Below are 12814 nucleotides of genomic sequence, written 5' to 3' on the forward strand. Positions count from 1 at the left end.
TATGTCAAAAGAATTTAGCCGCACGCAGCGCGTTGCACAGCAGCTGCAAAAAGAACTAGCGATGATCCTTCAACGTGAAGTTCGTGACTCTCGCCTTGGCATGGTGACGATCTCAGACGTAGAAGTTTCTCGTGACCTTGCTTACGCAAAAGTATTTGTAACCTTCCTATGTGTGGGTGAGCAAACACCAGAATCATGTCTAGCTGCACTACGCGAGCACGAAGTGCACATTCGCATGATGTTAGGTAAGCGCATTCGCCTACGTCTAACGCCAGAAATCCGCTTCCACTATGACAATACGCTTGTTGAAGGTATGCGTATGTCTAACCTAGTGTCTGAAGTCGTTAGTTCAGACAAACAAAAGCAAAAAGATTCTGGTCGTGAGGACGAAGAATAATGGCTCGTCGTCGTAAAGGTCGTCCAATTAATGGCGTTATACTGTTGGACAAACCAACAGGTATCTCTTCCAATGATGCACTGCAAAAAGTAAAGCGAATCTACTTTGCTGAGAAAGCAGGCCACACTGGAGCCTTGGACCCATTAGCGACAGGCATGCTGCCAATTTGCTTGGGTGAAGCGACGAAGTTTTCTCAGTTTCTTCTAGATTCTGATAAACGCTACCGTGTGATCGCAAAGCTTGGTGAACGTACCAACACGTCTGACTCGGATGGTGAAGTTGTAGAGACGCGTCCAGTCGATGTTACGTTAGACAAGCTAGAAGCGTGCATCGATAAGTTCCGTGGTGAATCTGAACAAGTGCCTTCCATGTTCTCTGCGTTGAAGTATCAAGGTAAACCCTTGTATGAATACGCTCGTAAAGGCATCGAAGTTCCGCGTGAATCTCGTAAGATCACGGTATATGAGATTGTTCTTCACCGTTTTGAAGGCGATGAAGTCGAGATGGAAGTGCATTGCTCAAAAGGCACCTACATTCGTACCATCGTGGATGACCTAGGCGAAATGTTAGGTTGTGGTGCGCACGTAACTATGCTTCGACGCACTGGTGTTGCGAAATACCCTTACGAGAAGATGGTGACACTTGAGCAACTGAATGAGTTACTAGAGCAAGCACACCGTGAAGAACTCGCTCCTCGAGAACTACTGGACCCATTGCTGTTACCAATGGATACAGCGGTAGAAGACTTACCAGAAGTCAACTTAGTGCCTGAACTGGCGGATATGGTTCAGCATGGGCAACCTGTTCAAGTATTTGGTGCGCCCACCGAAGGCTCACTTCGCCTTACCATGGGTGAAGAGCGTTTGTTTATTGGCGTAGGCGAAATGAATGAAGATGGCAAAATTGCTCCTAAGCGATTGGTCGTGTTTCGAGATGACGTCGCATCCAAGTAAATGATTGAAAATACCGACCTGAGTGTCGGTATTTTTATATTGCACGAGATAGGAAATTTCCCTATAATCCGCGCTTCGCGTAGCGGCTGAATCAGAGATTGGCTGCTACAACTTTAAACCTACTCTTATTAGGAGAGAATTATGTCTCTGAATGCAGAAACTAAAGCAGCAATCGTTGCAGAATACGCACAAGGCGAAGGCGACACTGGTTCACCAGAAGTTCAAGTAGCTCTACTTACAGCTTCTATCAACCACCTACAAGGTCACTTCAAAGCGCACAAAGGCGATCACCACAGCCGTCGTGGTCTTCTACGCATGGTTTCTCGTCGTCGTAAGCTTCTAGATTACCTAAAAGGTAAAAACCTAGCTCGCTACCAAGACCTAATCAAACGTCTAGGCCTACGTCGCTAATCAGCGACTGCATAGCAGTTTGTCTAAAAAGGGGCTTTATGCCCCTTTTTTGTTGCCTAAATTTAGCCAAATTAGACTTATGCCGTTATAATACTGGCGGCTAAACCTCGTAAGAGGTTTTCTCAAAAGCTCATAGCATTACAGTCAACCACGTCGACCAAAAGGTCGCGACTATTCAAAAGGAATTTCCGAGTTTCTTTTTACTAGTCGCGATTCGTAATGCCTTGAGTGTCAATTAACACATCTAAGATTTCTTTAAGCACTAAAGGAAGATTAGAAACAAGGAATAACAATGTTCGAAAAACCAGTTGTTAAAACGTTCCAGTACGGTAACCACACAGTTACTTTAGAAACTGGCGTTATTGCACGTCAAGCTACAGCAGCAGTTATGGTCACAATGGATGATACGTCTGTATTCGTATCTGTTGTAGGTAAAAAAGAAGCCGTTGCAGGTCAAGACTTCTTCCCACTAACGGTTAACTACCAAGAGCGTACTTACGCTGCGGGTAAAATCCCAGGCGGTTTCTTCAAGCGTGAAGGTCGTCCTTCTGAAGGCGAAACGCTAACAGCTCGTCTAATCGACCGTCCAATCCGTCCGCTATTCCCAGACGCGTTTAAAAACGAAGTTCAGGTTATCGCGACAGTAATGTCTGTAAACCCAGATGTTCAGCCAGATATCGTTACAATGATCGGTACTTCTGCTGCTCTTGCTATCTCTGGCATTCCATTCAACGGCCCTATCGGTGCGGCGCGTGTTGGTCATATCGATGGTCAGCTTGTACTTAACCCTAGCCAAACTGAACTAGAAACTTCTAAGCTTGACCTTGTTGTTGCAGGTACAGAGTCAGCAGTACTGATGGTTGAATCAGAAGCGGACAACCTAACTGAAGAAGAAATGCTAGCAGCGGTTGTTTACGGTCATGATCAACAACAAGTTGCTATCAAAGCTATCAACGAATTCAAAGCAGAAGTAGCAACTCCTGCTTGGGATTGGGTTGCTCCTGAAGAAAACACAGCACTTAAAGATAAGATTGCAGAGCTAGCAGAAGCGAAGCTTGTTGAGGCTTACAAAATCACTGAGAAGATGGCTCGTTACGACCGTATCAATGAGATCGCTGCGGAAGTAAATGAAGTTCTTCTTGCTGAAGATCCTGAAGCGGATACAAAAGAAATCCACACTATCTTCCATGATCTAGAGAAAACAGTCGTACGTCGTAGCATCATCGCGGGTAACCCTCGTATTGATGGCCGTGAAAAAGACATGGTTCGTGCACTAGATGTACGCACTGGTGTTCTTCCTCGCACACACGGTAGCGCGCTATTCACTCGTGGTGAAACTCAGGCTATCGTGACGGCAACTCTAGGTACTCAGCGTGATGCTCAAATCATTGATGAGCTAACAGGCGAGCGTAAAGATCACTTCCTACTGCACTACAACTTCCCTCCATACTGTGTAGGTGAGACTGGTTTTGTAGGTTCTCCTAAGCGTCGTGAAATCGGTCACGGTAAACTGGCTAAACGCGGTATCGCAGCAGTAATGCCTTCTGTTGATGAATTCCCATACACAGTACGTGTTGTATCGGAAATCACTGAATCTAACGGTTCTTCTTCAATGGCTTCTGTATGTGGTACTTCTCTTGCTCTTATGGATGCAGGTGTGCCAATCAAGTCTTCTGTTGCGGGTATCGCAATGGGTCTTGTTAAAGAAGGCGACGACTTCGTTGTTCTTTCTGACATCCTTGGTGACGAAGACCACCTAGGTGACATGGACTTTAAAGTAGCGGGTACTAACACTGGTATCACAGCACTTCAAATGGACATCAAGATCGAAGGTATCACTAAAGAGATCATGCAAATTGCGCTTAACCAAGCTCAAGGTGCACGTAAGCACATCCTATCTGTAATGGATGAAGCTATCTCTGGTGCTCGTGAAGACATCTCTGAATTTGCTCCTCGTATTCATACAATGAAGATCAGCGCAGAGAAGATCAAAGACGTTATCGGTAAAGGTGGTGCAGTTATCCGTGCTCTAACTGAAGAGACTGGTACAACTATCGAAATCGAAGACGACGGTACTATCAAGATTGCTGCAACTGAAGGCACTGCTGCGAAAGAAGCTATCCGCCGTATCGAAGAGATCACTGCTGAAGTTGAAGTTGGCCGTATCTACACGGGTAAAGTTGCACGTCTAGCTGACTTCGGTGCATTCGTAACGGTTCTTCCAGGCAAAGATGGTCTGGTACACATTTCTCAAATCGCAGAAAAACGTGTTGAGAAAGTGTCTGACTACCTAGCTGAAGGCCAAGAAGTTCAAGTTAAAGTTCTTGAAATCGACCGCCAAGGCCGTGTACGTCTAAGCATGAAAGAAGCGGTAGAAAAGCCAGCTGAAGAAGCTGCTGCTGAAGCACCAGCTGCGAAAGACGAGTAAGACAAAATGAGACTTTCAGCCTTTTATTAGATTAAGGGCCTGAAAGCATGTTATAAAAGGGGAGCATTTTCGCTCCCCTTTTTTTGGTTTATTTCGACGCATTAACCTCAAACGAGGTTATCGCCTATATTGCATTAAGAGAAATAAATTTTGAGCGGTCCAAACAGGAGTATCAATTAGTGAAATGGTTTCAAACCGCAAGTTTATGTGTTGCTATCGCGCTGACCGGTTGTGCAAATACTTCTCAGCAATCAGCACAAAAGTGGCTATATCCACCGATGGCGGTGCCACTTCAGCCTAGCGTTCAACAAGAAGTACAAATCGCGCGTTTATCGCAGTTGCTACAACGTCCTGATCTCAGTGATGAAGTACGCGCTAAAATGCATTATGAGCGCGGTAGCTACTACGATAGCGTTGGTTTGCGTGATCTTGCCCGTTTGGACTTTAACCAGTCTTTGCAGTTGAATCCTGCTCAACCGGATATCTTCAATCTTTTGGGGGTGTATTTCACCCAAGTGGGTGAGTTTGACGCGGCTTATGAAGCGTTTGACTCGACCATAGAGTTGGCTCCGGATAATACCTATGCTGAGCGCAACCGTGCGATTGCACTGTATTATGGTGGCCGAATCGATCTCGCTTTAGAAGATATGACCAAGCACTATCAAGAAATGCCAACGGATCCTTTTCGTTCATTATGGCTGTACATCATCGAAGCTGAGCAAAATCCAGAGCAAGCAAAAGCCAATCTTCAACAGCGTTATTTACGAGATCGTAGTGAAGAGTGGGGATGGGTTCTTGTTGCTATCATGTTGCGAGACGTCTCGGACGAAGACGCTCTTAAAGCCATTATGGATGGAACGAGAGAGAATTATCGCCTAGCTGAACGATTGACGGAAACGTATTTCTACCTTGGAAAGCGTAATCAGCTTGAAGGTGACATCGCAAGTGCCATCTCACTTTATAAGCTCGCGATTTCGTTCAACGTTTATGATTATGTTGAGCACCGGTATTCCTTCTTGGAATTGGCGCAAATCTACGATCAATTACAGCAAGATAGATTGGCCAAGCTAAAGGCTGCTAAGAAGCAGAAAATTGAATGATTTAGAGCCGCTCGATGAGAGCGGCTTTTTTATGATTGAACTTGATGAGTGACTCATTTAAAATAGTTAGCCTTGCTAACTAAGTGGTGGTGGATTTTATGGCACTAGAAGAAAGCTTGATTGATTTAGAGCGTTTTTGCGCCAAAGCTTGGCGTGTTTATGCCAAAGAAGATCCGTTATCACATCTAAGCTTTAATGAGTTCGATTATTTACGTGTGATTCAGGTTTACCCTGAGGGTGTACGAATAACCGATCTTGCAGAAGAGTTGCAAGTGACTAAGCCTTCCGCATCGACAATGGTTGTTCGTTTGGAAAAAAAGGGTTTAGTGAAACGCATCGCATGTAATGAGGATGCCCGTGCTAAGCGTGTATTGCTGACAGAAGAAGTCGCAGAAAAAATGTCTTTGGAGCAGGTGGTTTACAAAGATATCTCTGAACAAATGATGCAACAATTAAATCAGCAAGAAGCTGAGCAGTTACAAGCTTTACTGAATAAAGCATTGAGCAATAAGTCATTTTAAATTAAACCAAAGGCCTCCGCTGTACGCATTAGCCTTTGGTGTTTCATTTTTTCTTTTATTTAATTTAACCATTTAGTTAGTCTTGCTAATTAAATGGTTAGCTTTGCTAACTACTGGTGGCAGTCATGCAAAACTCAATTTATAGACAGTTTTGGAAATATACGATTCCAACCGTCGCAGCAATGCTCGTGAATGGTTTATATCAAATAGTTGATGGCATTTTTATTGGCCGTTATGTTGGTGCTGACGGATTAGCAGGGATCAATGTTGCGTGGCCGATCATCGGTTCTATCCTCGGTATAGGGATGATGATTGGGGTGGGGACTGGTGCGCTAACGTCGATTAAGCAAGGAGAAAACGATCATGAGGGCGCGAAGCGTATTTTAACGACCGGATTGGGGTTGTTAGCGATATTGATGCCGGTCGTTGCTACCATATTGTTCTATTTTGCCGATGAATTTATTCGCTGGCAGGGTGCGGAAGGGCGAGTGTTTGAACTCGCGCTGCAATATCTGCATATTCTGATTGTCGCGTGCGTATTTACGCTAGGCTCTATCGCGGTTCCATTTCTTTTACGCAATGACGACAGCCCGAACTTAGCAACGATGCTGATGGTCATCGGTGCTGTCATTAATATTGTATTAGACTACGTATTTATTGCTTGGTTGGGGTGGGAGTTAACCGGAGCGGCCATTGCTACAGCGCTGGCACAATTGGTGGTAACCGTGCTTGGTATCGGTTACTTCTTTACTTCAAAAGCGACCTTACGCCTTCGAATCAGTGACTTTAAGGTTCAAGTCGATGTTGCACCAAAGATTATAATGATCGGTACATCTAGCTTCTTTATGTACGCTTACGGTTCTGTGATGGTGGCAATGCACAACGCATTATTTGCTCAGTACGGAAGTGCAATGTTAATAGGGGCGTATGCCATTTTGGGATATATCGTGACGGTTTACTATCTGATTGCAGAGGGAATCGCGAACGGTATGCAACCTCTAGTGAGTTTCAATCACGGGGCGCGCAACCAGGCGAACGTCAGAAAATTACTGCAAGTCGCAATGGGGACATCTGTGCTTGGTGGTGTAGCGTTTGTGGGTTTGATGAACCTTTTCCCGTACGAGTTGGTCTCGGTGTTTAACAATGCTGATCAACAGTTGATTGATAGCACGGTGATCGGGATTCGTTTACACATGTTTGCGTTGTTCCTAGATGGCTTTTTAGTCGTGGCGGCTGCGTACTACCAATCGGTAAACAAAGGCAGCAAAGCCATGTTTGTGACACTAGGCAACATGTTGGTTCAACTGCCGTTTTTGTTCGTTATGCCGAAACTGTTTGGCGTGACAGGCATTTGGCTGGCTTTCCCATTGTCCAATATTGCGCTGAGTTTAGTTGTGGTCAGTATGTTGTGGAGGGACGTGAAAAAGCTGCTAAACGAAACTTCGGCTGAGCCAACAGTGCAAGCCTGTTAACAATGGCTGATAGAGAAAAGCGAGGTTGGGCCTCGCTTTTCTTTTTTGGAGAGCTAAATGTTTTTTACTTCTAAGCCAGCTAGCTGATGCCAATAGCCATTGCATTGGCGGCTTTCAAGTTTTTCAGGGTTGTCGCCGTGCTCGTTTGAGCGAAAATGCTCTAACTCAGAAAGTGTACTCACACCGAGAGGGCTTAAGCGGACCACATCAACCAGCCCTTGCATGCTTGGTAAGTCATTGATCAGGTTATAACAATACCCTGATTGCGTTTGAATGCCGTTAAGGTTGAAGACTTCTTGCCCTTCTTGGCTGCTGACCTGGATACCCGTAGGGTATTTGATACAGCAGGTTTCGCAATCGTCTTTCGCTCGGTTTTCAGCTCGGGCTGTGAAACAGCGAGCGGAATACGCTAAAGGTAAATAACCGTGGCTAAATACCTCAACTTCAAACTTGTTACGAATACCCAGCTCGTCACACTGAACTAAAGTATCGTTTAACCATTCGCGAGAGAGCTCGACAGGCATGCACCAACGCATCATACCTTGCTTCAAAAATAAGTTGAGCGTGTGTGCGTTATAAGTATTGATTGCAGGACCAACGACGAAAGGCACTTTATGCTCTGATGCTAATTGAACCGCCGATACGTCATTAGCCTCAATGGCGAAGTCACCGTTATTGATGTACTTCTTCATGATGTTTACTTCACTCGGTGCTTCCAGTAGCGCCATCGTAGAGATAACGACTTGCTTGCCAGAGGCAGATAAGTCTTTAGCGATTTCCAACCAGTGGGCTGATTTCATTTCTCTGCGTTTAGAGCAAACCGATTCACCCAGGTAAATAATGTCTGCAGAGCTTTGTTTTGCTTGTTGGTAGAAGGCTTCTACATCTTGTTTTGGCCAAAAATAGAGTAGTGGGCCAAGTGCGTATTTCATTGAGTTATCCATCTTAACCTCTACTGCCATTTACGGTGGTAAGCACCTAGGGTGGTTTGCGTTCCTTCCGACACATTTGCGAGCGTCGCATCCCATGCGGCCTCAACTTGGTAAGCTTCTGGGTTGGCTTGGTAGCGATCAATCGCGGCTCGCCATGTTCGAGTGACTTGCTCTACGTAAGCTGGGCTGCGTTGGCGCCCTTCAATTTTTACAGATGCGACATTAGCGGCAAACAGTTCTGGCAGCATCGAAAGGGTGTTCAAACTGGTTGGCTCTTCCAGAGCATGATAGCGTTTTTTCTCACCATCAATTTCTGTTTCAAAACGACCTTTACAGAGCGTAGGGTAGCCTGCGTTTTCTCCTGCGCAGTAGCGGTCAATTAGGATATTGTTTAGACGAGACTCAAGACCTTGATCAGTTTCTTGCCAACGAACGTATTTGGCAGGAGAACAGGCACCCACAGTGTTTGGTGACTCACCCGTCATGTATGATGACAAATAACAACGGCCTTCGGACATAATACAAAGGCTACCAAAAGCAAAGACTTCTAATTCGACATCGCTAATGATGTTGCGCGAAAGCTGTTTGACCTGATGAATCGATAAGACGCGAGGTAGTACCACACGTTTTACGTTGAAGTTCTGTTTATAAAAATCAATGGCTGCGACGTTGGTCGCTGATGCTTGCACTGAAAGGTGTAGCTCCAGAGCGGGATATTTGCGAGCTGCATACTCCAGCACGGCAATGTCTGCAACAATCAACGCGTCCACACCCAGTGCCGCTGCATTGTCTACCGCGTTCGTCCAGCGCTCAAAGCCATTGGGATGAGCGAAGGTATTCAACGCGACATGAATTTTTTTGTCGCGGTCGTGAACGTATTGCACCGCTTTTTCTAACTTTTTGCCGTTAAAGTTGAGGCCAGCAAAGTGACGGGCGTTGGTATCATCTTTGAAGCCAATGTAGACGGCATCGGCACCGCAATCAATCGCAGTTTTTAACGCAGGCAGGTTACCCGCGGGACACAAGAGTTCCATATGCTCACAATCATTGAGAATAAAAAGGTGTCCGCATTTTATGAAGAATTATGAATAGCGAAATTGACCTAAGTTAGGTTTAGCTCAATAAAGTCGATATTTACCCCTTGAGAGTAAGGATATCGAGTCGGGGTTAGTTCTTGTGACGACGATTCTGTACAAACAGCTCTTCAATTTCATGTTTTGGCTGTGGGCGATAAAAATGGAATCCTTGAATCGCATTACATTGAAGGTTAGAGAGCAAAGTAGCTTGCTGGTGGGTTTCCACCCCCTCGGCAACGACCGTCAAGTCGAGTGACTTACCCAGATTAATGATGTTTTCAATCACAGTGACCTGTTTGGGTAGCGTGTCGATATCGTTAATAAACGCGCGGTCGATTTTCAGCTCGTCGATAGGGAAGCGCGCTAAGTAGGAAAGGGAAGAGTAACCGGTACCAAAGTCATCGATAGAGAGGGCGAAGCCTAGTTTCTTAATCGCATTCAGCATTTGCAGTGTATGTTCGCTATCACTCATCACGGCACTTTCGGTTAGCTCGAAGGTAATGCAGCTTGGATCAAGCTCGGTAGTGCGAAGCAACTTTTCCATAAAGTCGATCAGCTGTGGGTTACCAAATTGCTCGGGAGAGAGGTTGATAGCGACACGACCTGGCAGTATGCCTTGTTGTTTCCAACGTTTTACCGTATTGAAAACATCACGCATCACGACGCGTCCAAGGTGTTCGATTAACCCTGCACGCTCGGCGACAGGAATGAATGAACCTGGGCTAATGTAACCTTCGACAGGGTGTTTCCAACGAACGAGCGCTTCGGCGCCGTTGATACTGAAGTCACGCGCGTTAACCTTTGGTTGATACCACACTTCTAAACCGTTCTGCTGCAATGCTTTTTGCAGTTCGATTTCAAGCCACAAACGCATGCGCGCTTCTTTGTTCATCTGGTCGTTAAATTTGATCAGGCGATTTCGGCCACGATCTTTGGCTTCATACATCGCCGTATCAGCATTTTGTAGCAGGATTCTCGCATCTTGCCCGTCTTCAGGGTAACGAACGCTACCAATTGAGCACGCAAGGCGTTTGCTGAAGTGGTGTAAATCGAAAGGCTGGTTGATCAACGAGATAATGCGATCTGACAAAATTTCAGCCATGCGGGTATTTTCTGGTTCTGGCAGAATGACGCCAAACTCATCGCCACCCAAATGACCAATAATCGCTTGATTTGGCAGTAATCGTTTAAGACGGGCCGATACCTCTTGAATCACTTTATCGCCAATGTGGTGACCAAGTGAGTCATTAATATTTTTGAAGTTATCGATATCCAAATAGAACACCAGAAGCGGTGTTTGCTTTTTGATCAGCTGTTCCAAACGTTTGGTGAAGCCAAAGCGGTTGTAGAGTTTGGTGAGCGAATCAATGTGTATGTCTTCATTCGATGCAGAAGACAAATTCTTGGGTGTATCGTCAGCGTCTTGGATCAAGATGATTTGAGACTCGCTGCCTAATATCGCCGTAGAATCTGCGTGTAACTGAACTTTTCGTTCAAAGCCACATCTCGCGCTGGTTAAGCAAACAAACGGCTTGTCAGAAATTAATGCACTCAAACGATGACTAAACACTTTCTTGCTGTTTTCATCGATGAATAGACGGCTGAGCTCCTCGCCTAGCAACTCATGGGGAGAGTTCAGTCCCAGAAGGCGTGCTGATGCAGGGTTGGCAGAGATGATAATGTCATCTTCGATAAGCAGCAGACCGTCAGGCAGTAGTTGTGTCAATTTCGCAAATTTACTTTCGGACTCCTCTAAGGAGCGTACGAGGATCTGCTTTTCTGAAGTATCCACGGCGTGAAAAACGACAAAGCGAATTTCGTTACCTTCAAAAACCGGTGACAGACTAAAGTGCAGGCTGGTTTCAAGGTCGGTTTCATCGAGGGTGATTTCGGCTTCGACATGCGTTCCTTTGAATGCACGCTGATAGTAAGGGGCCAGCTTTTTATAAAACTGCTCACCCAGTACCTGGCAATCGTTTAAGCCGATGATTTCCTCATGACTTAAACCTGCGATATCGCAGTAACGGTCACTTACCATTCGATAATTGTGTTTTTTATCAAGAATGGCAAAGAAGAAAGGGCTATTTGAGGTTAGCGTGGCAAACCAATGTTTTAATTGCTGGGAAGGCATTAGGGTATTACCGATCTCCAATGAGCCAGATTATTCGTCCGTGTATAAAAAGCGACACCCTGATAAGCCTGCGGCGGTCTACTATCAAGTCACAGTATCGCTTGCCATTAAAGGGCTCGCGGTTTTAACTTTACAGTCGACAATCACATGGATACGCTCAGATAACTATAACTTTGAAAATACGGTTGTAAAAGTGTTTATCCACCTGTTCGCATCAATAATACACGTAACTTCAAAAAAAGAAGCGTTAGTGAACAATAATCCACCAATCTAAAATAAGCACTTTATTGATACATAACAGTAATCTCATTGCCACGATTGCTTAATATGGGCAACCTAATGACAAAGTAACGGATAATGAACGTGTTAAACAAGATTCGCAGTCAACTAGTAAAGAACGCAGCTAACATTTTGCGTTCTCCAGTCCAGTTATTACCACAGCCAATTCAGCAAAAAGCATTGCTGGAAGGGCTAAAAATGGTGTTTAAAGAAGCCTTGGAAGATGGTGACTTTGAGTTCCTTGAAGACAAGTGGTTAAAAGTTGCGATTAAAGACTTGAACTTAGCATGGTACATCAGCTATCAAGACGAAAAATTAGTGGTAGCTGAAAAACCAGTTCAGGAAGATGTGAGTTTTAGTGGTAATCTAAACGACCTAGTACTGATTGCTGGTCGTAAAGAAGACCCTGACACACTGTTCTTCCAACGTCGCCTTTCAATTGAAGGCGATACTGAGCTTGGCTTAGAAGTGAAAAACTTAATGGACAGTGTCGACTTAGAGCAGTTACCGAAAGCAATGCAAGTCGCTTTGAATCAATTGGCTGATTTTGTTCAGAAAGGAGTTCAAGCGCCTGCACAACCAACCGGAGTAGCGAATGCTTATTCGAACTGAAGCCCCTGCGGACATTCTTACCATTGACCGCTTATTGAAACACGCCTTCCCGACGGAAGCTGAAGCTAAGCTTGTGATGCGTTTGCGCGAAAACAGCAAATTCACACTTTCCTTAGTCGCGTGTACAGATGAGGGAGAGGTGATAGGCCATGCTTTATTTAGCCCAGTGACCTTAAATGGTGAAGATTTGTCGTGGCAAGGGCTGGCGCCATTGGCTGTTCATGAAGATTACCGTCGCCAAGGCATCGCTGCAGAGTTGATCAAAGAAGGTTTTGATTCACTGCGTGATTTTGGCTATCCAGTGTGTGTGGTGTTGGGTGATCCTGATTATTACGCGCGCCAGGGTTTTCAATCATGCGACGAGATGGGATTCGAATGCGCTTGGGATGTTCCTAAAGGTGCATTTCGTATCGCAGAGTTGGTCGAAGGTCAATGTGCCGGACGCTCCGGACGCATAGATTACGCGCCAGAGTTCTCTGAACTGTAAATGAAAGAAGCCCAC

The 12814-nt window shown here is 45.3% G+C and carries 12 protein-coding genes; 9 read left to right on the top strand and 3 right to left on the bottom strand.

Annotation, left to right across the window (positions count from 1 at the left end):
* The first annotated feature begins 1 nt into the window (after nt 1).
* From rbfA to MTR11_RS18625, 7 genes are all read left to right on the top strand, one after another.
* Nucleotides 2–397, top strand: coding sequence for a 30S ribosome-binding factor RbfA (gene rbfA, locus MTR11_RS18595; RefSeq protein WP_005380087.1), 396 nt, complete (start codon nt 2–4; stop codon nt 395–397).
* Nucleotides 397–1350, top strand: coding sequence for a tRNA pseudouridine(55) synthase TruB (gene truB, locus MTR11_RS18600; RefSeq protein WP_243328184.1), 954 nt, complete (start codon nt 397–399; stop codon nt 1348–1350). Before rbfA ends, truB begins: the two co-directional genes overlap by 1 nt.
* 141 nt (nt 1351–1491) lie before the next feature.
* Entirely contained in the window at nt 1492–1761 is a 270-nt protein-coding gene (rpsO, locus tag MTR11_RS18605; RefSeq protein ID WP_005380094.1) for a 30S ribosomal protein S15, read from the top strand.
* Between the two features lie 292 nt (nt 1762–2053).
* Entirely contained in the window at nt 2054–4189 is a 2136-nt protein-coding gene (pnp, locus tag MTR11_RS18610; protein ID WP_005394655.1) for a polyribonucleotide nucleotidyltransferase, read from the top strand.
* Between the two features lie 179 nt (nt 4190–4368).
* A complete protein-coding gene (gene nlpI, locus MTR11_RS18615) occupies nt 4369–5289 on the top strand; it encodes a lipoprotein NlpI (protein ID WP_150919371.1) in 921 nt (306 codons plus the stop codon).
* A gap of 98 nt (nt 5290–5387) precedes the next feature.
* The gene (locus MTR11_RS18620) at nt 5388–5810 is read left to right on the top strand and encodes a MarR family winged helix-turn-helix transcriptional regulator (protein ID WP_005394653.1); all 423 of its coding nucleotides are present in this window, start codon (nt 5388–5390) and stop codon (nt 5808–5810) included.
* Between the two features lie 125 nt (nt 5811–5935).
* Nucleotides 5936–7282 (top strand): MATE family efflux transporter, encoded by a 1347-nt coding sequence (locus MTR11_RS18625; RefSeq protein ID WP_109169503.1) that lies wholly within the window; start codon nt 5936–5938, stop codon nt 7280–7282.
* Nucleotides 7283–7335: 53 nt separating this feature from the next.
* On the opposite strand, the gene MTR11_RS18630 is transcribed toward MTR11_RS18625, so the two are convergent.
* From MTR11_RS18630 to MTR11_RS18640, 3 genes are all read right to left on the bottom strand, one after another.
* A complete protein-coding gene (locus tag MTR11_RS18630) occupies nt 7336–8214 on the bottom strand; it encodes a U32 family peptidase (protein ID WP_053809267.1) in 879 nt (292 codons plus the stop codon).
* Nucleotides 8215–8234: 20 nt separating this feature from the next.
* Nucleotides 8235–9248, bottom strand: coding sequence for a ubiquinone anaerobic biosynthesis protein UbiU (gene ubiU, locus MTR11_RS18635; RefSeq protein ID WP_243328185.1), 1014 nt, complete (start codon nt 9246–9248; stop codon nt 8235–8237).
* Between the two features lie 133 nt (nt 9249–9381).
* Complete coding sequence (locus tag MTR11_RS18640; protein ID WP_005394646.1) at nt 9382–11421, bottom strand: bifunctional diguanylate cyclase/phosphodiesterase; 2040 nt, start codon at nt 11419–11421, stop codon at nt 9382–9384.
* A 363-nt stretch (nt 11422–11784) separates the two neighbouring features.
* On the opposite strand from MTR11_RS18640, the gene ubiT reads away from it, so the two are divergent.
* Both ubiT and MTR11_RS18650 read left to right on the top strand, forming a co-directional pair.
* Nucleotides 11785–12312 (top strand): ubiquinone anaerobic biosynthesis accessory factor UbiT, encoded by a 528-nt coding sequence (gene ubiT / locus MTR11_RS18645; protein WP_005394645.1) that lies wholly within the window; start codon nt 11785–11787, stop codon nt 12310–12312.
* A complete protein-coding gene (locus tag MTR11_RS18650; protein WP_012841450.1) occupies nt 12296–12799 on the top strand; it encodes a GNAT family N-acetyltransferase in 504 nt (167 codons plus the stop codon). Before ubiT ends, MTR11_RS18650 begins: the two co-directional genes overlap by 17 nt.
* Nucleotides 12800–12814 lie beyond the last annotated feature (15 nt).

This window comes from Vibrio sp. CCB-PB317 (assembly GCF_022808245.1).
Taxonomy (GTDB): domain Bacteria; phylum Pseudomonadota; class Gammaproteobacteria; order Enterobacterales; family Vibrionaceae; genus Vibrio; species Vibrio diabolicus.

Bases quoted from the DNA above. Each gene is read 5' to 3' on its own strand.
- MTR11_RS18640 (WP_005394646.1), bottom strand. From the start codon at position 11,421: ATGCCTTCCCAGCAATTAAAACATTGGTTTGCCACGCTAACCTCAAAT.
- MTR11_RS18625 (WP_109169503.1), top strand. From the start codon at position 5,936: ATGCAAAACTCAATTTATAGACAGTTTTGGAAATATACGATTCCAACC.
- MTR11_RS18650 (WP_012841450.1), top strand. From the start codon at position 12,296: ATGCTTATTCGAACTGAAGCCCCTGCGGACATTCTTACCATTGACCGC.
- rpsO (WP_005380094.1), top strand. From the start codon at position 1,492: ATGTCTCTGAATGCAGAAACTAAAGCAGCAATCGTTGCAGAATACGCA.
- rbfA (WP_005380087.1), top strand. From the start codon at position 2: ATGTCAAAAGAATTTAGCCGCACGCAGCGCGTTGCACAGCAGCTGCAA.
- MTR11_RS18620 (WP_005394653.1), top strand. From the start codon at position 5,388: ATGGCACTAGAAGAAAGCTTGATTGATTTAGAGCGTTTTTGCGCCAAA.
- ubiU (WP_243328185.1), bottom strand. From the start codon at position 9,248: ATGGAACTCTTGTGTCCCGCGGGTAACCTGCCTGCGTTAAAAACTGCG.
- MTR11_RS18630 (WP_053809267.1), bottom strand. From the start codon at position 8,214: ATGAAATACGCACTTGGCCCACTACTCTATTTTTGGCCAAAACAAGAT.
- truB (WP_243328184.1), top strand. From the start codon at position 397: ATGGCTCGTCGTCGTAAAGGTCGTCCAATTAATGGCGTTATACTGTTG.
- pnp (WP_005394655.1), top strand. From the start codon at position 2,054: ATGTTCGAAAAACCAGTTGTTAAAACGTTCCAGTACGGTAACCACACA.